General features: G+C 39.9%; 27 protein-coding genes and 3 pseudogenes. 8 read left to right on the plus strand and 22 right to left on the minus strand.

The features are described from left to right. Window positions 1–88 precede the first annotated feature (88 nt). The 6 genes and pseudogenes from tlp to acnA all read right to left on the minus strand — a co-directional run bounded on the left by tlp (window position 89) and on the right by acnA (window position 5,003). Window positions 89–333 (minus strand): annotated as a pseudogene (gene tlp / locus AC3ZVC_RS18620) (small acid-soluble spore protein Tlp). Between the two features lie 166 nt (window positions 334–499). After that, window positions 500–643: an acid-soluble spore protein N gene (locus AC3ZVC_RS18625; RefSeq protein WP_110066478.1), complete on the minus strand. Its 144-nt coding sequence runs from the start codon at window positions 641–643 to the stop codon at window positions 500–502. Window positions 644–705: 62 nt separating this feature from the next. Continuing rightward, window positions 706–837 (minus strand): FbpB family small basic protein, encoded by a 132-nt coding sequence (locus AC3ZVC_RS18630; protein WP_110066477.1) that lies wholly within the window; start codon window positions 835–837, stop codon window positions 706–708. A gap of 356 nt (window positions 838–1,193) precedes the next feature. After that, window positions 1,194–1,712: a peroxiredoxin family protein gene (locus AC3ZVC_RS18635; RefSeq protein ID WP_490064684.1), complete on the minus strand. Its 519-nt coding sequence runs from the start codon at window positions 1,710–1,712 to the stop codon at window positions 1,194–1,196. Between the two features lie 61 nt (window positions 1,713–1,773). Further along, on the minus strand, window positions 1,774–2,190 hold the full coding sequence (locus tag AC3ZVC_RS18640; protein ID WP_490064685.1) for a hypothetical protein: 417 nt from the start codon (window positions 2,188–2,190) through the stop codon (window positions 1,774–1,776). Window positions 2,191–2,294: 104 nt separating this feature from the next. Beyond that, a complete protein-coding gene (gene acnA, locus AC3ZVC_RS18645; RefSeq protein WP_490064686.1) occupies window positions 2,295–5,003 on the minus strand; it encodes an aconitate hydratase AcnA in 2,709 nt (902 codons plus the stop codon). Between the two features lie 355 nt (window positions 5,004–5,358). Here acnA and sspO point away from each other — a divergent pair, with 355 nt between their 5' ends. Continuing rightward, window positions 5,359–5,508, plus strand: coding sequence for a small acid-soluble spore protein SspO (gene sspO, locus AC3ZVC_RS18650; RefSeq protein WP_110066474.1), 150 nt, complete (start codon window positions 5,359–5,361; stop codon window positions 5,506–5,508). 383 nt (window positions 5,509–5,891) lie between these two features. On the opposite strand, the gene AC3ZVC_RS18655 is transcribed toward sspO, so the two are convergent. Next, complete coding sequence (locus AC3ZVC_RS18655) at window positions 5,892–6,149, minus strand: hypothetical protein (protein WP_490064687.1); 258 nt, start codon at window positions 6,147–6,149, stop codon at window positions 5,892–5,894. 194 nt (window positions 6,150–6,343) lie between these two features. Between AC3ZVC_RS18655 and AC3ZVC_RS18660 the strand changes: the two genes are divergently transcribed. Next, window positions 6,344–6,490, plus strand: a complete 147-nt coding sequence (locus AC3ZVC_RS18660) for a small acid-soluble spore protein P (protein WP_490068962.1) — start codon at window positions 6,344–6,346, stop codon at window positions 6,488–6,490. Window positions 6,491–6,538: 48 nt separating this feature from the next. Here the strand turns inward: AC3ZVC_RS18660 and selA are convergent, their stop codons facing one another. After that, window positions 6,539–7,942, minus strand: a complete 1,404-nt coding sequence (selA, locus tag AC3ZVC_RS18665) for an L-seryl-tRNA(Sec) selenium transferase (RefSeq protein ID WP_490064688.1) — start codon at window positions 7,940–7,942, stop codon at window positions 6,539–6,541. A gap of 92 nt (window positions 7,943–8,034) precedes the next feature. On the opposite strand from selA, the gene AC3ZVC_RS18670 reads away from it, so the two are divergent. Beyond that, the gene (locus AC3ZVC_RS18670; protein WP_490064689.1) at window positions 8,035–8,433 is read left to right on the plus strand and encodes an Hsp20/alpha crystallin family protein; all 399 of its coding nucleotides are present in this window, start codon (window positions 8,035–8,037) and stop codon (window positions 8,431–8,433) included. A 106-nt stretch (window positions 8,434–8,539) separates the two neighbouring features. Here the strand turns inward: AC3ZVC_RS18670 and AC3ZVC_RS18675 are convergent, their stop codons facing one another. Further along, window positions 8,540–8,773: an Rdx family protein gene (locus AC3ZVC_RS18675; RefSeq protein ID WP_490064690.1), complete on the minus strand. Its 234-nt coding sequence runs from the start codon at window positions 8,771–8,773 to the stop codon at window positions 8,540–8,542. A gap of 163 nt (window positions 8,774–8,936) precedes the next feature. Between AC3ZVC_RS18675 and AC3ZVC_RS18680 the strand changes: the two genes are divergently transcribed. After that, window positions 8,937–9,680, plus strand: a complete 744-nt coding sequence (locus AC3ZVC_RS18680; protein ID WP_490064692.1) for an arylamine N-acetyltransferase family protein — start codon at window positions 8,937–8,939, stop codon at window positions 9,678–9,680. A 35-nt stretch (window positions 9,681–9,715) separates the two neighbouring features. On the opposite strand, the gene AC3ZVC_RS18685 is transcribed toward AC3ZVC_RS18680, so the two are convergent. Both AC3ZVC_RS18685 and AC3ZVC_RS18690 read right to left on the minus strand, forming a co-directional pair. Then, window positions 9,716–10,660 (minus strand): L-threonine 3-dehydrogenase, encoded by a 945-nt coding sequence (locus tag AC3ZVC_RS18685; protein WP_490064693.1) that lies wholly within the window; start codon window positions 10,658–10,660, stop codon window positions 9,716–9,718. Between the two features lie 304 nt (window positions 10,661–10,964). Then, window positions 10,965–12,155, minus strand: coding sequence for a glycine C-acetyltransferase (locus tag AC3ZVC_RS18690; protein WP_490064694.1), 1,191 nt, complete (start codon window positions 12,153–12,155; stop codon window positions 10,965–10,967). A 573-nt stretch (window positions 12,156–12,728) separates the two neighbouring features. On the opposite strand from AC3ZVC_RS18690, the gene arcA reads away from it, so the two are divergent. Further along, complete coding sequence (gene arcA / locus AC3ZVC_RS18695) at window positions 12,729–13,958, plus strand: arginine deiminase (RefSeq protein WP_490064695.1); 1,230 nt, start codon at window positions 12,729–12,731, stop codon at window positions 13,956–13,958. Between the two features lie 46 nt (window positions 13,959–14,004). Here arcA and AC3ZVC_RS18700 read toward each other — a convergent pair whose 3' ends face one another. After that, window positions 14,005–14,859 (minus strand): VOC family protein, encoded by an 855-nt coding sequence (locus AC3ZVC_RS18700; RefSeq protein WP_490064696.1) that lies wholly within the window; start codon window positions 14,857–14,859, stop codon window positions 14,005–14,007. A 506-nt stretch (window positions 14,860–15,365) separates the two neighbouring features. On the opposite strand from AC3ZVC_RS18700, the pseudogene katA reads away from it, so the two are divergent. Further along, window positions 15,366–16,824: pseudogene (gene katA, locus AC3ZVC_RS18705) on the plus strand (catalase KatA). 103 nt (window positions 16,825–16,927) lie between these two features. Here the strand turns inward: katA and pdxR are convergent. Continuing rightward, window positions 16,928–18,328 carry a MocR-like pyridoxine biosynthesis transcription factor PdxR gene (gene pdxR, locus AC3ZVC_RS18710; protein WP_490064697.1) on the minus strand — a complete coding sequence of 467 codons (1,401 nt, stop codon included), beginning with the start codon at window positions 18,326–18,328 and terminating at the stop codon, window positions 16,928–16,930. Between the two features lie 100 nt (window positions 18,329–18,428). On the opposite strand from pdxR, the gene AC3ZVC_RS18715 reads away from it, so the two are divergent. Together AC3ZVC_RS18715 and AC3ZVC_RS18720 are read left to right on the plus strand one after the other, a co-directional pair. Beyond that, entirely contained in the window at window positions 18,429–18,980 is a 552-nt protein-coding gene (locus AC3ZVC_RS18715; protein ID WP_490064698.1) for a pyridoxamine 5'-phosphate oxidase family protein, read from the plus strand. A gap of 109 nt (window positions 18,981–19,089) precedes the next feature. Continuing rightward, on the plus strand, window positions 19,090–20,649 hold the full coding sequence (locus AC3ZVC_RS18720) for an ABC-F family ATP-binding cassette domain-containing protein (RefSeq protein ID WP_214725140.1): 1,560 nt from the start codon (window positions 19,090–19,092) through the stop codon (window positions 20,647–20,649). Here AC3ZVC_RS18720 and AC3ZVC_RS18725 read toward each other — a convergent pair. The 9 genes and pseudogenes from AC3ZVC_RS18725 to AC3ZVC_RS18765 form a co-directional block, all read right to left on the minus strand. Continuing rightward, the gene (locus AC3ZVC_RS18725) at window positions 20,646–20,897 is read right to left on the minus strand and encodes a hypothetical protein (protein WP_490064699.1); all 252 of its coding nucleotides are present in this window, start codon (window positions 20,895–20,897) and stop codon (window positions 20,646–20,648) included. The two genes, AC3ZVC_RS18720 and AC3ZVC_RS18725, sit on opposite strands and share 4 nt — an antisense overlap. 36 nt (window positions 20,898–20,933) lie before the next feature. Beyond that, window positions 20,934–21,134 carry a hypothetical protein gene (locus AC3ZVC_RS18730; RefSeq protein WP_490064700.1) on the minus strand — a complete coding sequence of 67 codons (201 nt, stop codon included), beginning with the start codon at window positions 21,132–21,134 and terminating at the stop codon, window positions 20,934–20,936. Beyond that, window positions 21,115–21,423 (minus strand): gas vesicle protein, encoded by a 309-nt coding sequence (locus tag AC3ZVC_RS18735; protein WP_490064701.1) that lies wholly within the window; start codon window positions 21,421–21,423, stop codon window positions 21,115–21,117. Before AC3ZVC_RS18735 ends, AC3ZVC_RS18730 begins: the two co-directional genes overlap by 20 nt. 18 nt (window positions 21,424–21,441) lie before the next feature. Further along, complete coding sequence (locus tag AC3ZVC_RS18740) at window positions 21,442–21,729, minus strand: gas vesicle protein K (RefSeq protein WP_490064702.1); 288 nt, start codon at window positions 21,727–21,729, stop codon at window positions 21,442–21,444. A gap of 58 nt (window positions 21,730–21,787) precedes the next feature. After that, window positions 21,788–21,949: pseudogene (gene gvpJ / locus AC3ZVC_RS18745) on the minus strand (gas vesicle protein GvpJ); the annotation flags it as partial. Window positions 21,950–21,955: 6 nt separating this feature from the next. Next, entirely contained in the window at window positions 21,956–22,771 is an 816-nt protein-coding gene (locus AC3ZVC_RS18750) for a GvpL/GvpF family gas vesicle protein (protein ID WP_490064703.1), read from the minus strand. A gap of 17 nt (window positions 22,772–22,788) precedes the next feature. Beyond that, complete coding sequence (locus AC3ZVC_RS18755; RefSeq protein ID WP_490064704.1) at window positions 22,789–23,034, minus strand: gas vesicle protein GvpG; 246 nt, start codon at window positions 23,032–23,034, stop codon at window positions 22,789–22,791. A gap of 2 nt (window positions 23,035–23,036) precedes the next feature. Further along, window positions 23,037–23,798 (minus strand): GvpL/GvpF family gas vesicle protein, encoded by a 762-nt coding sequence (locus AC3ZVC_RS18760; RefSeq protein ID WP_490064705.1) that lies wholly within the window; start codon window positions 23,796–23,798, stop codon window positions 23,037–23,039. Beyond that, on the minus strand, window positions 23,791–23,916 hold the full coding sequence (locus AC3ZVC_RS18765) for a hypothetical protein (RefSeq protein ID WP_490064706.1): 126 nt from the start codon (window positions 23,914–23,916) through the stop codon (window positions 23,791–23,793). The genes AC3ZVC_RS18760 and AC3ZVC_RS18765 overlap by 8 nt, the downstream gene beginning before the upstream one ends. Between the last annotated feature and the right edge of the window lie 8 nt (window positions 23,917–23,924).

Genomic DNA, 23,924 nt, shown 5'->3' on the forward strand with positions numbered 1-23,924 from the left:
TATTTCTTCTTTATGCAATAAGGATGCGCTCTTTCTAAGGAAAAGACCTAATCAAAGGTGATCAGGTCTTTTCATAGATTTTTTATTGTTAGTTGTCTTCGTTTTTGTATCCCTTTTGCTGTGCCTGGTATTCATCCTTTATCTCGGAACGGAATGAAGCAAGACTTTCACGGCGTCGCTCATTTTTGGCTTCAATTCGGGCAGATCCTCGGCATTTGCAAACTTCATTGACTCTTCCGCTTCGTCCATATTTTCGATTGTATGGACAATCATGGATTGAAGCTTTTCTACATTATCGCTGCGGTCATCAGGATTTGGTTTGTTATGTGCCATGGTAAGTTCCTCCCTTAGATGAGTGATGGTACAAAATTAGTTTGTGAAAGAGCAGAGAAATTATCGGCGGAAAAGTGTGGGTATCTTGCCTGAAGAGAAAAAAATTTATCAAAAGAATAGAAAACCCGCCGCAGGGGGAAGCGGCAGGTATTTAACTTATTATTATTTATTCACCTTTTGTTTGTATAACTTGTGCATGCTGGCCGGATTTATCCTGCATTTTCTTGCCTTTATTGCCGCCAAATCCACGGGATTGTGTACCAATATGATTTGGAGCAAAGTGCTCTCGGTTTTTTTTCGGATTACCCATCGAAATCCCTCCTCATTAAAAGTATGGTCCGATGAAGAGGGTTTCATGAATGGGAAGTACTGCTATTCTGCTTTATCGAGACGCTTTTTTTCAAGGCGTTCCTCAATTTTATCCATTGCATCTTGATCCCTAAGTAATTGGCGCTTATTTTCTAAAACTAATTCAGCAAAGGAGCGTTTTCTTGGCTTTCTCATGAACATTCACCTTCCTTAAACAATATTGTAACAGTCATTATGTCCAAAAACCGTTTAAATTATTACAACTTTTTGAAAATTTAATCCGCTAATTCATCATACGTGAAAAAAGTTCAATTGTTTCAAAAAATGAACATTATTAACAAAATATTCAGAAAAATATAATTAGTGTTTATCCCTACCTTAAAAATCTTTCCCCGTATAATTGTCATTTAAACTTATAGACATCCTTTAACTTTTGTAATGTTCATCTTTTTTAAATAAGGCTTTGGATTCGCTGAATTTTTTCCAAAGCAACAATATTTCAGATAATAGCCACCAAAAAAAGCATCTGCCTTTCAGCGGATGCTTTCTAGTTACATTTCGTCCGTATACTGCCTCATTATTTCTATTGGCATGGCACTTAAATATTTATTCCGTATAATCCCTTTTTCATCGATAAAAAAAGTCGTGGGGATCGTTAATATTTGATAAGCACTTGCTGCTTTCTCATTCTCATCAAGCAGAATAGGAAAATTAACACGCATTTCTTTGGCAAAACCCGCCACATCATACTGAGGATCAATATTAACAGCCAATATAGATACTTCATCACCTTTTTCAGTATAGAACTTTTGGATGTCCGGCATTTCAGCTTTGCAGGGCGGGCACCAGGTTGCCCAAAAATTTAGCATGACCTTTTTTCCAGCATAATCCGAAAGCTTAACCGTTTCACCCTCAAGATTTTTTAATTCAAAATCAGGAGCCTTTAAACCTATTCCAAGGCCAGTTTGATTCACTGGTTCCGTCTTGACTTCATCTTTCTCAACTGCCTGAACAATAACTGTGGTAACCAATACAAACAATACTACTGCTGCCATCATCTTCTTGAACATGCTCACATTCCCTCCAGCCTACAAGCTAAACAGCCTTTTGGTTTCTTGTTTGTATTGTAACCTAGAAAAGTAAAATAAATAAGGTTCTGAACAGCCAAAAAGATAACAGAAATGTGACAGTTCCATAAACAATCCCGCTTAGCCAGCTTTGTACAGCATAATTGCTCTTTCTAATTCTCCATGCAAGATAGAAAAGCGCCAGAATAATGCCTAAAGCAAGTCCTTTCGTTCCCCCTGAGAAATATAAAAGTCCAATTGGGTTATTAATAATATTTTCACTCTGGAAGAGAATTAAACTGAACTTGTATGTAAAAAAACCGATTAAAACAGCATTGACTATGTCATTTAAGAAGTGTTTTTTAAAATCCTCGTCCTTTTTCAAAGCCTGCTTTACTACAAAATAAGATATAATACCTGCCAGCAAAATAAGAATCCATTCATACTTAATTAATAATGGTCCTAGCAAAAAAGCACCCAATGATACCCCTCCAATAAACTCATCTAAAGCTAAGATACCTAATCCCGTATGTTTTGTAAAATAAAAAACCGCTATGTGACGATTCACATAGCGGCTTGAAGCAATTAGTTTGCTAATTTATCACGAAGAACCATTTGCAGGATTCCTCCGTGACGGTAATAATCAATTTCAACTTCAGAGTCGAAACGCACAAGAGCTTCAAAGGTCGTCTTGTTGCCTTCTTCATCTGAAGCTGTAACTTTTACAAAGTCACGTGGTCTTACATTTTCATCGATTTGAACATCGATTGTTTCTTTGCCAGTTAAGCCAAGTACTTCAGCGCTCTCGCCTTCCTTGAACTGAAGTGGTAGTACGCCCATCAATACAAGGTTTGAACGATGTATACGCTCATAGCTTTCTGCAATAACTGTTTTAATTCCTAATAAGTTCGTACCTTTTGCAGCCCAGTCACGAGAAGATCCCATTCCATAGTCTTTTCCGGCAAGAACTACAAGACCTGTTCCATCTTCTTTGTACTTCATGCAAGCATCATAGATAGAAGTAACTTCGCCAGTAGGCCAGTAAGTAGTAAATCCGCCTTCTGTACCTGGAGCGATTTGGTTACGGATACGAATGTTTGCAAATGTACCGCGCATCATCACTTCATGGTTTCCGCGGCGGGATCCATAAGAGTTGAAGTCGCGTGGTTCAACACCATTCTCGCGAAGATATTTTCCTGCTGGTGTATCTTTGCCGATCGCACCTGCCGGAGAAATATGGTCAGTTGTGACAGAATCACCGAACTTGCCGACAACACGCAATCCTGATAAAGGTTTAACTTCATCGGCATTAGGAGTTAAGCCTTCAAAGAACGGAGGATTCTGGATATATGTTGAATTATCATCAAATGAATATAATGGCTCATTGCTTGTTTGAATTTGATTCCAGCGAGCATTGTCATCAAACACATGCTCATATTCTTTACGGAACAATTCAGGTGTAACAGTCTGTTTAACAACTTCATTAACCTCAGCAGTTGAAGGCCAGATATCGTTAAAGAAGACATCATTACCATTCTTATCCTTGCCGATTGGTTCTTTTTGAAGGTCGATATCGACTGTTCCAGCCAATGCGTATGCAACAACTAATGGCGGAGAAGCCAGATAGTTTGCTTTTACAAGCGGATGAATACGGCCTTCAAAGTTACGGTTGCCGGATAGAACTGATGTTACAAGAAGATCGCTTTCAGCTACAGCTTTTTCGATTTCTTCTCTTAAAGGACCTGAGTTACCGATACATGTTGTACAGCCATAGCCTACAAGGTTGAAGCCAAGCTGCTCCATGTATGGTAGAAGGCCTGAATCACGCAGGTATCCAGTAACAACTTTTGACCCTGGAGCCAAAGAAGTTTTTACGAACTTAGGAACTTCCATTCCTAATTCAACTGCCTTTTTCGCCACTAAGCCTGCACCAACTAAAACATAAGGGTTTGAAGTATTTGTACAGCTAGTGATTGCCGCAATTGCTACGGCACCCGTTTTCATCTTAGTTGAATCGCCATTTGCAAATTCAACTGTGACTTCTTTGTCGATTTCTTTCTTATCCAAGCCGAAGCCCTGGTTGCCTTGAGGAGCAGTGATTGCATCATTGAATTCCTTTTTCATAGCAGAAAGCGGAATTAGATCCTGCGGGCGCTTAGGACCTGAAAGGTTCGCTTCGATTTCGGAAAGATTGATTTCAACTACATTTGTATATACTGGCTCTAGAGATGGATCAAAGAACATTCCATTTTCTTTGCAGTATTTTTCAACAATTTTGATTTGCTCTTCCGGACGTCCAGTCAGGCGCATATAATCAAGGGCTTCCGCATCAACAGGGAAGAATCCGCAAGTAGCACCGTATTCAGGAGCCATGTTAGCAATTGTAGCACGGTCAGCCAATGGAAGCTGTGTAACACCAGGGCCGAAGAATTCTACGAATTTGCCAACTACTCCCTGGCTGCGTAGTACTTGAGTTACCTTTAATGCAAGGTCAGTAGCAGTTGTTCCATTAGGAAGCTCGCCAGTAAGTTTAACCCCTACAACTTCAGGCACAGGGAAATAAGATGGCTGTCCAAGCATACCTGCTTCAGCCTCAATACCTCCTACACCCCATCCAAGAACACCGATACCGTTGATCATGGTTGTATGTGAGTCAGTACCAACAAGAGTATCAGGGAAAGTTTCGAAATCGCCTTCAGTTGTTTCAAGAGCATGAACAACATTTGCAAGGAATTCAAGGTTGACCTGGTGAACGATACCAGTTGCCGGTGGAACCGCACGGTAGTTGTCAAATGCTTTTTGAGCCCAGCTTAAGAACTGGTAACGCTCTGCATTACGTTCGAATTCAAGTTCCATGTTCGCTTCAAGCGAATCAGGAGTACCATATTTGTCAACCTGTACAGAGTGGTCGATAACAAGATCAACCGGCTTCTCAGGATTGATTTTATCAGGGTCTCCACCCATATCTGCCATAGCTTTACGCAGGGAAGCCAAGTCAACTACTGCAGGAACTCCAGTGAAGTCTTGCAGAATAACGCGTGACGGTTTGAAAGGAACGTCTACCTCTTTAACTTCTGAAGTTCCCCATTTTGCCAGGTTTTCAACATGTTCTTTAGTAATTACACGGCCGTCATATTGACGAAGTACTGATTCCAATAATACCTTAATGGAATAAGGCAATTTGGAAACATTACCTACTCCAGCTTCTTGCAGAGCACCTAAGTGATAGTAATGATAGCGCTTCCCGTCCAGTTCAAAGGATTTGCGGGATTTGAACACATCATTCTTTGCCATATGTATTACCCCCTCTTTCATTAAACATCATATACCAAGTGATAGGTAATTGTCGAAAAGTTTGAATTTTCATCCATCCTCACTTTTCTCACAATTTCTATATTAATACAACCTTTTATATAAGTAAATAACAAGAAAGTTATTGTTTCTGATAAGTTTTTCTTATAATAAATTTTATTTTAATCATTTTAAAGGTAAAAAAGCGATAAATGAAAGCGTTTTTCAATTAGCAACTAACATCTCCGCTTCTATGTTATTATGCTAAAAAAATAAATAAAGCATTAGCTCTACTTTTGATTTTCATCATAATTTGTCATAATCCAAGGAAAAATACCTTCTACGGAGGTGATTTTCTATGGCTAAACGAAAAGCAAATCATATTATTGAGGGCATGAATGCAGCAAAGGGGCAAGGCATGGGGACTGGTTACAATGAAGAATTCTCCAATGAACCATTAACAGAAGCGCAAAAACAAAATAATAAAAAGCGGAAGAAAAACCAGTAACTTAATAATAAATAATGGCTGTTTTCGCAAACTTTGTTGCTTTTTAGACAAGTATTGCGGAGAGGTTGATTTCCGCTCCAGGATGCTCGCTTTCCGCGGGGTGGGCGGTGAGCCTCCTCGGCGCGCATCGTCTGTGGGGTCTCACCTGTCCCACTTCTCCCGCAGGACTTTGAATAAGCTTCCTTGAATAAACACCGCACGAAGGAAATGCGATAGCATTTTCGAGGAGTCTCGCACCTTGCGCTCCATTAACCAACCTTATTTATCAATGTTTTATTCACAAACTTATTCAAAAACAACAATCTTTTAGAAAAAAGCCTAAATAATAAAACCCGGCTAAGAGTTTAGCTGGGTTTTATTATTTATATCTTTTAAGCCTGCTTTTAATATTGGTTTACATCTTCAACCATGGACTTCAAGTCCTGTTGGAATCTTTCCAGCTGTGCACGCTGGTGTTCTGAGGCAACTTCCAGTGCATTCTCAATTTGCGAATATGCTTCATTTACTTCCTGTTTAAGATGCTTAAGCTGGTGGCCATAGCTTGCTGAATCTTTTACAATTTCAGCGTATAGTTCCTGTGCGTCCTCCATCCCCTGCTGTGCTGCCTGAAATGCTTGCTGTTTATCTTTATGGTATGGCATACCTTATTCACTCCTAATAAAAATTTGTACCATTAAATTGCGCATTAGCAGTTAAAAATATTCCGCAAAATGGATTAGGAACAAATGTTCAATTATAGCCACATTTTGCAAGGCAATTTTATCGAAAAAAAAGCCAAACTAACACAAGAAATACAGGTGAAAATCGCCTTATTTCTCTAATATGAGGAGGGACTATAATGAACAAAAACAATGGCAAAGATATGAGAAAGAATGCGCCAAAAGGCCACAACGAAGGTCAGCCGGAGCCATTAAGCGGCTCCAAAAAAGTGAAAAACCGCAACCATACAAGACAAAAACATAATTCCCATCATGATATGTAATTAATTTAAATATAAAACAGCTGCCCTTCTGCGGCAGCTGGCATTTCGTTATAGTGAAGATAACGCGTTTAAAATGACCTCTTCTTCTTCAGCAGTAACAGTTCTTAGATCAATAAGTATTTCTTCTTTCTGAATCCTGACAATAATGGAAGGAGAAAATCCCGTTCTTAATTGCCGGCCCACATGCTCAGCTGAATTTTGCTTATGCTTTAAGACAGCAACCCATGATGGCAGCTCAACATCTGGCATTGTCCCCCCGCCTACTTGTCCAGTACTTTGCTTCATTGAAAAATAATAATTTTCCGAGGCTTTTTCCAATTTACGAAGGAAATGTTCTGTTCTTTTTTGAAGCTCTTCCCTGGTTGTCAGCACATCCCGGATAACAGGTATATTTTTCATTCCGGCCTCGCCTTTAACATAATCAAGGAGTGTCCCTTCCAGAGCTGCAAGCGTCATCTTGTCAACACGGAGAACCCGGGCAAGCTGGTGCTTCTTTAATTTTTTGATTAAATCTTCTTTGCCCGCAATAATACCAGCCTGCGGACCGCCAAGCAGCTTGTCGCCGCTAAACGATACAATATCAGCTCCCAATTTAATAACCTCGCTGACAACCGGCTCCTCTCCGATTCCCCTGCTTTTGAAATCAAAAAGCGCCCCGCTGCCAAGATCTTCGTAAAAAATAACATTCTTTTCTTTAGCTAAATCAGCAAGCTCTCCTGTACCAACTTCTTTTGTAAAGCCGATAATTTTAAAATTGCTCGTATGAACTTTTAGAATCATAGCTGTTTCTTCATTAATTGCTTTCTCATAGTCTGACAAATGAGTCTTATTTGTGGTTCCAACCTCGGCAAGCTTTGCTCCGCTTTCTTCCATAATGCTTGATATCCGGAAGGACCCGCCAATTTCAACAAGCTGGCCTCTGGAAACAATAACTTCATTATCAGCTGCGAGAGCCTTTAAAATAAAATAAACTGCCGCGGCATTATTATTCACTACCATAGCGGCTTCTGCACCAGTTAACTCTTTTACAAGGCCTTCAACATGGCTATGCCTCGAACCGCGTTCACCTTCTGCAAGTTTATATTCCAAATTGGAGTAGTTCATGGCAGTTTCAAGCATATGGGCTGCAGCATTACTGCTTAGACGGGCCCGCCCAAGATTGGTATGCAGGATTGTTCCTGTAGCATTAATTAACCTCTTAAGCGTGTAGCCATACCGATCTAGAATAGCTTCTTCGACCCTTTGAAACAGGATATCTGAAAATCCTTTCGTACCAGGGTCATCGCTGGTCCACCTGGCACTCAGTATATCCTGTCTAATATCCGAAATAACATCTTTCAGGATGTTTGTTAAATGTATAGTATCCAGTCCATGCTGGATCAATAGCTCATTGAACTGGTCTTCTTTTTGCAGCTCATGAACGGGCGGTATGTTTCTAAGTATATTATTCAAAATGATCCCTCCAACACTCGCCTGATTATTATACCATTTTTCACTTATTAGCATGGAATGAATACTATAGAAAGAAGCAAGGAGGTAATGGAATGAATAAAAAGGAAGATCTGCAGAGGTTCAATTTAAGTGAAATGGAAAAATGGATGGAGAATTTCTTCCTTGATCCTCTCACATCCTATATGGACCAGCTTACTTTTCGCATTGATTTATATGATACAGAGAATGAAATCATCGTTGAAGCACTATTAACCGGCTGTGCTCCAAAAGATGTAACCGTTTCCTTAAAAGAAAATAAGGTCATCATTAAAGCTGTTAAAAAGGAACCTCCCCTGGATAAAAGTGGCCAACCCTGTATGCGGAAAGTAGAATTGCCTTTTAAGGTGATTAATAAGAGAGTACGAGCTGCCTTTTCAAATGGAATCCTGGAGATTTTCATTGCGAAAAACGAACCTGGACCTGGCTGTGATAGAAATATAACGATTCCTTGATGCTGAGATTGAGTATGCCTATTTTTACAAATCTGTTTACATAATATTATTATAGTCTTCTCTACCCTTTAAAAAAACCTCCTCCTTATTGGAGAAGGTTTTTGGATTACCCCTGCATTTTTTCTATGATATTTTTTGCCTTTGGAAATACGCCTGTATCCAGTTTGGAATAAAGCTTTTCTCCATTGACTGTCACTTCAAAGGCTCCGCCTGAGCTAGGAATCAGCTCCATTTTCACAATACCAGAACGAAAATGATTAAAAAGTTCTTCCGCGAAACTCGCGGCTTTTGGCGCGTAGTTTCACATCATGCAAAATTCAACAGTTACTTCAAATTTCATGTTAATTCCCCCGTATGTATAGTTGCTTTATCTGTAAATATACTGACATTTTAGTACAAACAGCAACTCAGTGCAAACTATAATTGTCATATGGTGAACGGCTTGCCATTACATTAGAAATAAAGCAAGATACAAATGTAGAAAGTAGTGATGAGGTGATTTAATGAAAATACAGAAATACCTAAAGCGTTTATCTGTACCAGCAGAAAAAAAGACTGATTTGTGGTATCTGACTCAACTGCAGCAAAGCCATATGGAGAGTATCCCTTTTGAAAACCTGGATGTTACGAGAAATGTCCCTATTAAGCTTGACCATGATTCTTTTTATGAAAAAATTATGGTGCGGAACCGCGGCGGCTTTTGTTATGAATTAAACGGTCTCTTCCAGCTGCTCCTGTCAGAGCTCGGCTTTCATGCCCATTTAATATCCTGCACCGTAAAAAAGCCGGATGGCTGGGTTCGAGAAGATTCCCATGCGGCCATTCTTGTTTCAATAGATCATTCTCCTTATTTGGTGGATGTTGGTTTTGGAGATTCTGTCCGCCAGCCGATGCCTTTAACGGGAGAAGAAAATACGGATGTAAGCGGAACTTACAGGGTAAAAGAGATTGGCAATGAGACTTATGACCTTGAAAAGCTGGAGCATGGACACTGGAAAATCCTTTATCGCTTTTCCGAAAAGCCTAAACAGCTCCATCACTTTACTGACGCGTGTTTATTCAACCAAACATCTCCTGAATCTCATTTTACACATGGCGATCTAGCGACAATCGCTACAAAAAATGGACGTGTCACGCTCGCAGGGCTGACTGTCACTAAATCTGAAAATGGATCGAAAGAGAAAATGGAACTAACTGAGAAAGAAAAAAGCGATTTTCTCCTTGAACAATTTCAAATCAAAATATAAGAGGACAGCTTAATTAGGCTGTCCTTTTGTGCTCTTTATAATTTTGTCTTTAGCTTATTCAGCATATCTGCTGTCATTTTTGCCAGATCATATTCAGCTTTGAAGCCCCACTCTTCTTTCGCTGCTGAAGCATCAATCGAATTAGGCCAGCTGTCAGCTATTGCCTGACGGACCGGATCAACGCCGTACGAAATTTCAAATCCAGGGACGTGCTTGCGAATCTCAGCAGCAATCTGTTCCGGTTCAAAGCTCATCGCTGTTACATTAAAGGAATTGCGGTGAATCAATTTATCGGCATCAGCTTCCATTAAGTCTACGATCGCATTTAATGCATCTGGCATATACATCATATCCATATATGTGCCTTTATCGATATAGGAAGTATAACGGCCATTTTTAATGGCTTCGTAATAGATTTCAACAGCGTAATCCGTGGTTCCTCCACCTGGAGGAGTAACATAAGAGATTAAGCCAGGGAAGCGCAGCCCTCTCGTATCGACACCAAACTTTTGATAGTAATAGTCGGATAACAACTCGCCTGCCACTTTGTTTACACCGTACATGGTAGTCGGCCTGTGGATGGTATCCTGTGGTGTGTTATCTTTTGGCGTGGAAGGTCCAAAAGCGCCAATAGAGCTCGGAGTAAAGAACTGTGCCTTGCACTCTCTCGCTGTTTCCAGGGCATTCATCAGCCCGCCCATATTCAAATTCCATGCGAATACTGGATTGGCTTCAGCTGTAGCAGATAGAAGCGCGGCCATATGAATAACTGTGTCAATATCATATTTTTTAGCAGTTTCCAGCATGGATTTGGCATCGGTCACGTCGACCATTTCAAATGGTCCTGACTGGGCAGCTTCTGACTCATTTTTTCTGATATCTGTGGCAATAACATGATCTGTTCCATATATGTCTCTTAATTTCAAGGTGAGTTCAGAGCCAATTTGCCCTAATGCACCTGTAATCATAATACGTTTCATTGTTTTCCTCCAACCTTATCCTCTTTGCCTTAAAAAGCTGTATCTAATTACTTTTTGTTTTAGCACTGTAAACTTGCTGATTTCCGCTTAAGAAGCTCAGCCAACCGCGGATGTCCGACGCTCCTCGGCGCTATGCGCCTGCGGGGTCTCCTTTGAACCGATCTCCCGCAAGATATTGAATTCGCATCCTCTAATAAACACCTTACGAAGAAAATGCGAATGCATTTTCGAGGATCTCGCGCCTTCTGCTCCAATCAACCAAGTGCCAAAATCTTCATTTCCCTTTACAACTGCCTTTGTTTTATTAAATAATGCCCATATTTTTGCCAACTTTTTCATAAATAGCAATTGCGTTATCCAGCATCTCTTTAGTATGAGCTGCAGACGGCATGTTTCTGACACGCCCTGTTCCTCTAGGAACTGTAGGAAATACGATTGACTTTGCATATACGCCTTCTTCGTTAAGCTTTTTGCTGAATTCCTGGGTTTTAACTTCATCTCCAATAATGCAAGGAGTAATAGGTGTTTCGCTGTCACCAATATCAAACCCCAATTTCTTAAGGCCATCTTTTAAATAGTTGGCGTTTTCCCAAAGCTTTTCATTCAGCTCCGTACTTTCCATTAATAGCTCAATGGCTTTTATGCTGGCAGCTACATCCGCAGGGGTAAGCGATGTTGAGAATAAGAATGGTCTGCTGCTTACTTTAAGCCAATCAATTAAATCCTTCTTGCCGGCCACATATCCGCCGACAACACCAATTGCCTTTGAAAGTGTCCCAATTTGAAAATCAATTTTATCGGAAAGTCTAAAATGCTTAACCGTTCCTGCACCTTTTCCTAAAACACCAGAACCATGGGCATCGTCTACATAAGTGATAAGATCAAATTCTTCAGCAATTTCGACAATCTCTGGTAGCTTTGCAATATCTCCATCCATTGAGAAAACGCCATCAGTGATCACCATGATTTTGTTGTATTGGCCGGACTCCTTTGCTTCTTTCGCTTTTGCTCTTAGGTCGTCCATATCTGAATGGTTGACCCGAATAATTTTTGCTTTGGAAAGACGGCAGCCATCAATAATGGAAGCATGGTTTAATTCGTCAGAAAGAATGGCATCATTTTTGTCCATAACTGCGGAAATCGCAGCCATGTTGCAATTGAATCCTGACTGATATGCGATTGCTGCCTCTGTATGTTTGAATTCGGCAAGCTTTTTTTCAAGCCTTGTGTGCAGCTCAAGTGTTCCGTTGATTGTGCGGACCGCACCTGCCCCAACTCCATATTTTTCAACTGCTTCAATTGCAGTCTTCTTAAGCCTTTCGTCTGTTGCCAAACCTAAATAGTTATTGGAGGAAAGATTGATTAACTCTCTGCCGTTGATTTTAATAATCGGACCATTTGGACTTTCAAGCGGGTCAATCACATTATAAAGTCCTCTGCCTTTCAAATCCTCCAGGTTATCTTTTAAAAAAGAATCTAAAGTTTTGCTTGTCATTTAAAAATCCCCCTATACACTTTTTATTAAATGTCGCCAACTCATAAACAATTGTTTTTCTAGAGCGGACATCGGATTTACTGATCAGATAAGGCTATGTAAAGGTTTCTCAATCATTACTTTATCACATTTTTTTATTTTGTACACTTATGGAGGACACAGTTTTATAAAAATTTCCGTTTTATTAGTTTGTCCCTTTAACTCAAAGAGTTTCATTATTAATTAAAATTATTGCTTTTATATATATAAAATTTGGCTCTGTTAAATTTGCCTGTTGATTTCAGCACGAGGCACTCCCTTTCCGCGGGCGGTCCGGGAGCCTCCTCGTCGCTTTGCTCCTGCGGGGTCTCCCTTGATCCGCACTCCCGCAGGAGTCTCGTGCCTTCCGCTCCAATCAACAGGGTGCTAAAAAACAACAATAAGCTATAACAGAGCCAAAATTTAAAGAACACCAACCTACGTTCATTATGTTGAATAAATATACGGAAAATTGAGCTGTTTACTCTATCTAATCCAAGGGAACGAATTCAACAAAGTAAAATTGTCAGGCTTAAAGCCTATGGAGGTTAAAGAATGAAACACCCTTTAAATGTTACATCGGAAATTGGAGAGCTAAAAACGGTTCTTTTGCATAGGCCGGGGAAAGAAATTGAAAATTTAACACCCCAATATTTAAAAAGGCTTTTATTTGATGATATTCCCTTTTTGCCGGCAATCCAAAAAGAACATGATTATTTTGCAAACATTTTAAGCAATCGGGGGATTGAGGTTTTATACCTGGATAAGCTTATGACAGAAGCAATACAACATGAAGAAGTACGCCTTTCTTTTATTGAAAAGGTATTATGGGAAAGCCAATCTAATATAAACGGATCATATGAAACGGTGAAGGAGTATTTGCTATCCCTTCCTTCAGATAAATTAGTCAGCAAGGTAATGGCTGGTGTCGTGAAATCAGATATTGATCAGGAAAAAAAAGTCCACCTTCATGAGCTCATGCCCGACCATTATCCATTTTATTTGGACCCGATGCCAAACCTTTATTTTACGAGAGACCCGGCAGCAGTTATTGGTGAAGGGATTACCATTAACCGCATGCATGAACCGGCAAGGAGAAGAGAATCCATCTTTATGGACTACATCATGAATCATCATCCCCGCTTTAAAAAGCATGATATACCAACATATTTTAAGCGGGATGATATTTATTCGCTGGAAGGCGGGGATGAACTAGTCCTTAGTGATGATGTTGTTGCAATAGGAGTAAGTGCGAGAACATCCGCACAGGGAATTGAAAAGCTTGCGCGGGAATTATTCAGCCGCCAGGCATCAATAAAAAAAGTGGTTGCCGTTGAAATACCGAAAATAAGGGCATTTATGCACCTAGATACTGTGTTTACGATGATTGATCACGATAAATTCACCTACCATCCTGCAATAGAAGACAGTGACGGCAGTATGAAGATCTACATACTGGAACAAGATTCAGATCAATTAAAAATCACAGAGAAAAACTCTCTTACAGAAACGCTAAAAGAAGTATTAAATCTTGATGAGCTAATACTAATCCCATGCGGAGGGGGCTGCCCAATCGCCTCTGCACGGGAACAATGGAATGACGGCTCCAACACACTCGCCATCGCTCCCGGCGTTGTCGTCACCTATGATCGCAACTACGTCTCCAACGACATTCTCCGCCAAAACGGCGTAGAAGTCATCGAAATCCTAAGCTCAGAACTATCAAGGGGCCGCGGCGGCCCAAGATGCATGAGCATGCCAATATTGCGGGAAAATATCAGCTAATAAAATCGGGTGGTACCAGGTACCACCCGATTTTGTCGAATGATCATTAAGCAATTTCTAGTTTTATTTTATTGCCTGATGGGTCTAGGACAAAGATCCCTTCTTTTGTTTCTTCTATAGAAGTACCCATTTCTTTTAACCTTTGCAGTGTAGCTTCTTTTTTAGCCTCATCTGGCAGAACGAGAGTAAAATATTTTAGGCCAGGGCTGTTTTTTTCGGCTGGGTTTCCCCCTCTGCTTTGCCAGGTATTAAGGCCAATATGATGGTGGTAGCCACCGCTGGAGACAAAAATGGCCTGGCTGCCATATCGGTATACAAGATCAAACCCCAGACCTTTACAGTAAAATTCCTCTGTTTCTTTTAATTCTATTACCTGCAGGTGGATATGGCCCATAACCGTTCCGGCAGGCATCCCTTCCCACTCTTTGTCATTTCCTTTACTTAATAAATCGTTGGCATCCAAAGGTTCCGTTGTCATATGTACTTCACCCTCACCCCATTGCCATATATCTGCAGGGCGATCAATATACACTTCAATGCCATTTCCCTCTGGATCAGCTAAATAAATGGCTTCACTTACATAATGATCTGATGCTCCCTGAATCGGATAATTGCTTTTTAGCATATGACGAAGAAACCTTGCTAAATCAGACCGATTAGGCAGAAGCAGTGCCATATGATAGAGACCCGCAATTCCAGATTTTTTTGGCATAGCCTCCCCGGTTTTCTCAATTGTTAACAGAGGCATTTTACCATCAGCACTTAAAACTGTTTTGCTGTCGGTTTCCTTTAAAGGCTGCATTCCCAAGATATCTCTATAAAAAGTTTTGCATTTTTCCAGGTCCTTAACAAATAACCCTGTATGGCTTACGAATATCATCGGACTTTCATGAAAACCCATTTACCTTTTCCACCTCACAAATAAAATGGTTTGTTTTAAATTTTTGGATTTGTTACTTTTGCCTATTGATTACCGCACAGATACTAGGAGGACCGCCCCCGGTCCGGGAGCTCTTCGACCTGCGCCTGCGGAGTCTCCCCTTGTTCCGCACTCCAGCAGCACATTGAATCCGCATCCTCCAATAAACTCGGCATGAAGAAAAATCGAATGCATTATCGAGGTTCTCTCAGCTCCCGCTCACATCAACAAAGTGTCAATATCAATATTGAGGTTTAACAAAGCCAAATTAATAAAAGCTGTTCTTTTAAAGAACAACCTTAATATAAATATACTAATGCCCTAAAAACAAGCATCTATTTATACATTTGTGCAGTAGTTATACAAAATCGTTCTTAATAATTTATACTTATTTATAATTATTATAAAAAAGTATTGATTTTATATTGAGAAATGTTATCATTATTTTTGTAAGTAAGCTATTAAACTATTTATGAGGTGATTAAAGAATGAAAAAAAACAACAACCTTACTACTAGCTGGGGCGCACCTGTTGGCGATAACCAAAATTCAATGACTGCCGGCTCACGCGGGCCAACCTTAATCCAGGATGTACATTTACTTGAAAAACTTGCCCACTTTAACAGAGAGCGCGTGCCAGAGCGTGTTGTTCATGCCAAGGGTGCAGGCGCACATGGCTATTTTGAAGTAACTAATGACCTCACAAAATATACAAAAGCAGCTTTTTTATCAGAAGTGGGAAAGCGCACACCCATGTTTATCCGCTTTTCAACTGTAGCAGGAGAGCTTGGTTCTGCTGATACAGTCCGCGACCCGCGCGGTTTTGCGGTTAAGTTTTATACTGAAGAAGGAAACTACGACCTGGTCGGAAACAATACTCCTGTATTCTTTATACGTGATGCGATCAAGTTTCCTGATTTTATCCATACACAAAAACGCGATCCTAAAACACACCTGAAAAATCCGACAGCTGTTTGGGATTTCTGGTCCCTTTCACCTGAATCACTGCACCAGGTAACAATTTTAATGTCAGACCGCGGCATTCCTGCAACACTTAGACATATGCACGGTTTCGGAAGCCATACATTTAAGTGGGTTAATGCTGAAGGTAAAGGCGTTTGGGTAAAATATCACTTTAAGACAGAGCAAGGTGTTAAGAATCTTAGTGTAGAAGCTGCAGCTAAAATGGCTGGTGAAAATCCTGATTATCATACAGAGGATTTATTTAATGCGATTGAAAATGGAGACTTCCCATCATGGAAGCTATGTGTGCAGATTATGCCACTAGAAGATGCGAACACTTACCGTTTCGATCCATTTGATGTAACAAAGGTTTGGTCACAAAAGGACTACCCATTAATCGAAGTTGGCCGTATGGTTCTGAATAAAAACCCTGAAAACTACTTTGCAGAAGTTGAGCAGGCTACGTTCTCTCCTGGAACTCTAGTACCGGGTATTGATGTATCACCTGACAAAATGCTTCAGGGACGCCTATTTGCATACCATGATGCGCATCGTTACCGTGTAGGTGCGAACCATCAAATGCTTCCAATCAACCGTCCTCGCAATGAGGTTAAAAACTATCAGCGTGATGGCCAAATGCGTTTTGACAACAACGGCGGCGGATCGAGTATATTATGAGCCAAACAGCTTTGGCGGACCAGCAGAAGTACCGGAGCACAAGCAGGCTGCCTACCCTGTTTCCGGATTGGCTGAAAGCGTGGCATATGACCATAATGACCACTACACTCAAGCGGGTGACTTATACCGCTTAATGAGCGAAGAAGAACGCTCCCGCCTTGTGGCCAACATTGTGGCAGCTATGAAACCAGTGGAAAAAGAAGAAATCAAGCTGCGCCAGATTCAGCATTTCTATAAAGCAGACCCTGAATACGGTACAAGAATTGCAAAAGGCCTTGGATTGGCGTTACCACAGGGAGTAAAGTAATAGATTGATATATTGGGAGAAATCCACTTATATTCTCATTTTCAATCTTGAATTATCATTTAAAAAGGCATCCATTGAGTTTCTTCAATGGATGCCTTTTTTCTCAAATAAACCACGCTTCATGCAAAAGTCTTATTCCACTTTCAATGTCATCTTCTGATAAACCGCCAAATCCCAGCATAATGGTTGCATCCTTATTAATTACATCGTTCACCAGGTATGCTGAGGCAGAATAAACCTTTACTCCTTTTAACCCTGCTGCCTCAATAAGTTCAACGTCTTTGCGATTTTTCACCTTAAGCAAAATATGAAGTCCAGCCTTCTCCCCGATTACTTCTACTTTATTCCCCATGTAATTTTCAATGCTTGAAAGAAGAGTCCTATGTTTGCCATGATAGATTTTGCGCATTTTTCGGATATGGCTTTCAAATTCACCCGTTGCCATAAAACTGCTTGCAGCCTTTTGGATTATGGTCGAAACGTTTTGATGGGGAAGCTGCTCTTCTTTTTTACACTTAAGTGATAATTCCGGGGGAAGCACCATATAACTTAACCTTGCTGACGGAAGGAAACATTTCGAAAATGTCCCAAGGTATATAACCTTCTCTCCTTCATCTAAAGCTTTTAACGGAGGAATTGGCATCCCCTGATAGCGGAATTCTCCATCATAATCATCCTCTATAATGTATCCCCCAGTTTGATATGCCCAATTTAGCAGTTTTTTCCTCTTTTGAATCGATAGAATCATCCCCATCGGAAATTGATGGGATGGTGTTACATAAACAGCTTTTGTCCCTTTAATCAAAGATGCTATATCCATTCCATCGTGCTGCAAAGGGATAGGGCTGATCTTACAATTCTCATGGGAAAAGATAGAGCGGACTCCATCATAACCTGGATCCTCGAACCCTATCATTTCCTCCCTGAGGCTTAACAGTTTGATTAGCAGACTTATAGATTGCTGAGTCCCTGAAGTAATCACAATTTGCTCTTGATTGCACGTTACTCCTCTGCTCCTGTATAAATATAAAGCTATCTGTTTTCGTAACTCTGCGTCCCCTTGCTTATCCCCATAATTAAAGCTATCACTATCCATTAAATCTAGAGCCTCATTTAAATGCTTCCGCCATTTTTTCATTGGAAAACCAGGAATATCTATGTCTCCATATTGAAAGTCATATTTAAAGATTTTCTTAGTCAGTTCTATCGAATATTTCATTGGTTCTAAAGTTAAGGGCTGTTTTGGATTTATTATGTCTTCTACTGGCGAAACAAATATCCCGCTTTTAGGCCGGCTTTCTGCATAGCCCTCTGCTATCAGCTGGTGATAGGCTTCTTCTATCGTATTCTTGCTGACTTTCAAATATTGCGAAAGCTGACGGATAGATGGCAGTTTGGAGCCTGAAGATAATCGTCCGCTTTCAATTTCTCTCTTAACATACGAATAAATCTGGGAATAGATTGGTTCCCTATTATTTTTATTAATATATGGGGTGATCTCCATTTTCCCTCCATCTGACCCTTAAAAAAATATCAAAACTGTCACTTTGAATCAGGCCAAAGCTTTTTTAAAATGATTTTACCATATATAAGGAGGAAATCGAATGTATTCAATGAGACAACAAACGATGGAATGGAAGGATAAAGTAAGGATTGAAGATTTTTTATCAAAGGCTAAGGTTGGTCACTTAGGTTTATCGGATGATGATTTTCCGTATGTCATCCCTTTAAACTTCACCTGGCTTAATGGCTTTATTTATTTTCACGGTGCTTCTGAAGGAAGAAAGATTGATATTATGGAGAAAAACCCGCAGGCCTGCTTCACCGTATATGAGGAGTTGGGAACCATGTCTGATCCAGTCCCCGCCAAAACAGACACTGCCTATATGAGCGTCATGATCTTTGGAAGAACAGAAAGAGTAGCAGATCTAAATGAAGCAACTGAAGTAATGCAGAGCATGCTGGATAAATATGTGCCCGGGTATTATGCGAATAAGCTTGCAAGCACACATGTTAAAAAATACCGCTCTTCACTGGGAAGTAAGACGGCTGTTTTTAAAGTAATTCCGGAAATTGTTACTGCAAAAGAAAATGAACTGAATGAAAACACGAGATTTTTTCCCGGCAGGACTGCACTTTCTGATATGGAAAAATAATCGCGTAAAAATTCCCCCTCTCTCCAGCGGTTTCCGTCTAGTCTAACTGGTAAAAATCTAGTATCATGTAGAGATGGATTATTTATGGACAAAGTGAGGATTAAAAACAATGAGTTTATTAACTGTAGATAAATTGAGCCATACATTCGGTGACCGGACACTTTTCAAAGATGTTTCGTTCCGTCTGCTGGCAGAGGACCATGTAGGGCTTGTAGGAGCAAATGGGGTTGGAAAATCAACTCTTATGAATATTATCACTGGACAGCTTATCCATGATACAGGCCGCGTCGAGTGGACGCCGACCGTTGAATATGGTTATCTTGATCAGCATACTGTGCTTACACCTGGCAAGACGATGCGTGATGTCCTTAAAGACGCTTTCCTGCCTCTTTTTGAACAGGAAAAGGAACTAAACGAAGTAACAGCGAAAATGGCAGATGCCACACCGGAAGAACTTGAAGAGCTTCTTGAAAAAATGGGTGAAATACAGGACCGCCTTGATGCTGGCGGATTCTATTCCCTTGATATAAAAATTGAAGAAGCAGCTCGCGGGCTTGGCCTGGATGCAATTGGGCTTGACCGTGACGTTGCAGCACTTAGTGGCGGACAGCGTACAAAGGTTCTTTTGGCCAAACTTCTTTTAGAGCAGCCGCAGGTCTTACTTCTGGATGAGCCGACCAACTATTTGGATGTCGAACATATCCGCTGGCTGACAAACTATCTAAAAGAGTATCCTTATGCCTTTATGCTGATTTCCCATGATACCGAATTCATGAACCAGGTCTCAAACACGATTTTCCACTTGGAATTTTCAAAGCTAACCCGCTATACGGCAAGCTATGATAAATTCCTGGAGCTGGCTGAAATTAATAAAAACCAGCATATCAATGCTTATGAAAAACAAAAAGAATTCATTAAAAAACAGGAAGATTTCATCGCAAAAAACAAAGCTCGTTATTCCACGACTGGCCGGGCGAAAAGCCGCCAAAAGCAGCTTGACCGCATGGAAAGAATTGATCGTCCTGAAACAGCAATGAAACCGACGTTCGAATTCAAAGAATCACGCGGCAGCAGCCGGTATGTGTTCCTGGGCGAAGATTTCGAAATTGGGTATACAAATGCCCTATTGCCAAAGATGTCAATGACCATTGAGCGCGGTGAAAAGATTGCCATTGTAGGCTGCAATGGTGTCGGAAAATCAACTCTATTAAAAACGATGCTAGGCAAAATCAAGCCAATCAGCGGCAAAGTTGAACAAGGTGATTTCCTATACCCTTCCTACTTCGAACAGGAAGTAAAAGCCGAAAATATTACTCCAATTGATGACGTATGGAGTGAATTCCCTGGAATGGACCAGCATCAGGTTCGTGCAGCACTGGCAAAATGCGGTTTGAAAAACGAACATATTTCTCGGCCGATGAACCAGTTAAGCGGTGGAGAGCAGGCTAAAGTCCGCCTTTGCAAGCTTCTTATGAATGAAAGTAACTGGCTGTTATTCGATGAGCCGACTAACCACCTTGATGTTGTGGCAAAAGAAGAATTGAAACGTGCACTGAAAGCCTATAAAGGCACCATTGTACTCGTATGCCACGAACCGGATTTCTATGAAGACTGGGTAACAAAGGTTTGGAATGTCGAAGAATGGTCACAGCAGCTTAATGCGAATTAAATAAGATGATCCCCTGCCTTGCAGGGGATTTTTGTTTGGCCGATAAATTGCGCTGTTTGACCGTTAAATCCATGATTTCGGCCGATAAATTTGTAAAATCGGCCGATAACATTATAAATTGTCAGGCCAGCCCAATAGTCTCTTCCTTTGTCGATGTGTAGGCTGTTATAAGTCCCCGCTTTTATTGTAACAGCCTGCCCTATTGTATTTCCATAACGGTTACTTCTATAGACGTTTAAAAACGTCAAAAAAAAAGCCACTATTCTGTGACAAATGTACTTAAATTATTTATGTTTTGTATCAATTTCCGTGTTATCAAGACTTCGCGCCTGAAAAGAATACTCAGCCTTAAAAGAGACAGCTTCGTCCCCTATTTTTATTTCATCTTCTACCATTCCATATGATGCAGATCTATGATGTTCAGCAGTGTCTTTTAAAAGGGTTTCAAGTTCCTTCAACAAAAAATTAAGTATTTTCTTTTTCAACTTCGTTAACCTCTAGTTGTTTGACTTTGCTTAATTCATCTTTTAGACGCAAATTTTCTTCTTCCAATCTTCTGGCTTTAGAAGAAAGATAAGGGTCACTCTCCCACCAGTCAAGGCCAATTTCTTTTGCCTTATCAACTGAAGCTACCAATAATCTAATTTTAATTGTTAAAAGTTCTACATCTGCAAGAGAGATCTTTATATCACCTGCTATAACCACTCCTTTATCCAATATCTTTTCGAGAATATCCAGTATGTTGCTAGATTGGTTGGCTTGCTGTATTGCCATAGGTGTTCCTCCTCCAATTTAAAGCAGATTGCCTAATGGGCCAAGATCTATATTTAGGTCCTCATTTTCAAGTCCAAAAACCAGTTTAAGCTCCTCCATTTTTTCTTCCAGCTTCAAAAGCGTCATGCCAAGCTCCTCAATTTCAGGATCAGTTAAGCCTCCACCTTCCACTCGCCTTAATGCCTGCCGCTCCACCAGCTGTCTGATTAATTCAATTACGGTCAGCACTAATTTTGCCAAACCTTGTTCAACATTTTCCGAATTAAAATTTAATCTTTCTCCTTGCAAATATCCGGCTTGATCCACATTATTCCCCCCCATCTAAAAAGTCATTATCTGAATAGCATGCTTACTCATGAAATTTTTCAACAGCAGTAATTAGAAGCCTTAAGTCAATATAAACAAGATCAATATTGGCTATAGAAATCATCAAGTCTCCTTTAATGACAACACCTTTTGTCAGCAAGCTATCCAAAATATCCAATAAACTTAAACGCTGATCTTTAATGTAATTTGTATTCTGCATAATCTATTACCCTTTTTCACTCAAAAAATCATAAGGGGGCCATGGACCTGTTAATTCTGCAATCACGCCGATTTTTTCATATTCTTTTTGAAACTTGATCACTTCTTCTTTAAATTCATTCGCTTTCTCCTTTTCTATCAAAAAGGAATAGTTAAACGCCATTTCATCTTTCCGGCCGGTCACTTGCCTGCTCCAAATATTTTTCTTGCGATCTTGTACTGAATGTAATGTGAGATTTCTGTGCAATCCTTCCATTATACTATCTGTTTCATTTAACAATTCTTTTTCAATTTCCTGTTCAATTCTTTTCTTCAAAAAGAACTTTCTGCCTGGTGAGGCTTTATCCATTTCATCCTTTATGCTCAGAATTCTCTCATTTTCGGCAGTCACATAATTGCGAAGCAAGTCTTTGTGGAGATATATTTTAACACTCCATTCCTCTTTATTTTTTAAGAGGTTTATAAGATATTGCAGCTGTTCTTCCTTTACCGACACTTCTTGTTTTATACCTTGAATATCATGGTAAATGGTACAAAATTTCAATGGCAGGACTGCAAAATTTTTATAGTCCATTAATATCTCATGGTGATGATTAGCTTTTTCTTGCAGCCATTCAGGGTCTTGTAAAAGATGTTCAAGCCGTTCTTCAGAAAAAGTATTTCTATCTACATAACTTACTAGTGCAGAAATCTTCCCAAAGGAGATTAATAGTAAATCATTACCATCTATTCCCACTCTTTCAAAAGGCTTGTTAACAGCTTCTTTTGAGGGGATAAATCCATAAACATAGATCGCCTGTTTATTTTCCTGTTTTACCAGCACATTTACTACCTCCTTTATTAAGATTCATCTTCCAGAAGACTTAGCTCCTTTTCTTTAGCTTGCTCGTATAAATGCAAAAGCTCTTCTTCTATTTCTAAATACTCTTCTTCCTCTATTTCCCCTAACTCGTATAGAGTTTCTACCTGTATCAGCCGATTCGTGATGGAATCCAAATCATACAGATTCTTATCCACTTCCTCCTTGACTATTTCACCCACCTTAATTACTGCCTTCATTGGAAGTGTAAATAGTTTAAAAAACATTGTCATCCCTCAATTTTCAAACGAATATCAATAAAATTGTAGGCAGGCCATGGACCTGAATAATTAAAGTCCAGCTTCCCCTCCCATTTTTCATAAAGTTCATTCACTTTTTTGTCGAACAATTTTTCTGCTGAACGATCAATCAAAAAAGCTCCATTTAAAAAGATTCTTTCGTTCATCAATTCATTTTGTTTAGATTGGAATGCCAGCTCACTTAAAGGAGTGTATATTTCAGTTACTATTGTTTGCTGCAAAGATTCGAAGAAGGCATTTGCCTCCTCTCCAAGCTTAATCCTGTCATAAAAAGCAGCGTTTTCCGATTTATTATCTATCTCTCTAAGTATATGTTCAATATTTCCATAGTCACGGACCTCTTCTTCCAGCCACGCTTTCTTTCCAACCACCTTTAGGCCAACCTCAATTTTGCCCTGAATTTTTTCGAGAATTGTTTTAAGCTCTGTGTATAAACTTTTTAACAGCTTTTTTACGTCTGCAACAGACTTAAAGGTATTCCCAAAACTGAAGGGAATAACAGAATAGGTTTGCATTACCTTTGCTAGTATAGACTGGTGTGACAGAACATTTCTTTTCTTGGGTGTATATACCTTTATAGGGACACGGGCTGCGACCATGGCAATATCTTCATAATGGATGGTAAATACTTTCGATTCTTTTTGATCGAAATTGACCTTTCCAAACGTTACCGTTACCGGTTCTTTTGTTTCGATAATTCCTAAAGCATAAATACCAAGAGATTTACTCATTTTTTGCAACACCCTTAAGTACAGCAGAATATACAGGCAAAGTTCCTGGTGTTAACACAGCATTTGTCCTGCAATCAAAGTGACCGTGTAAATTTAATTGTTGTTTACTTTTTGTCATTTTTCCTC

It is taken from the genome of Cytobacillus sp. C11.1 (genome assembly GCF_058145115.1).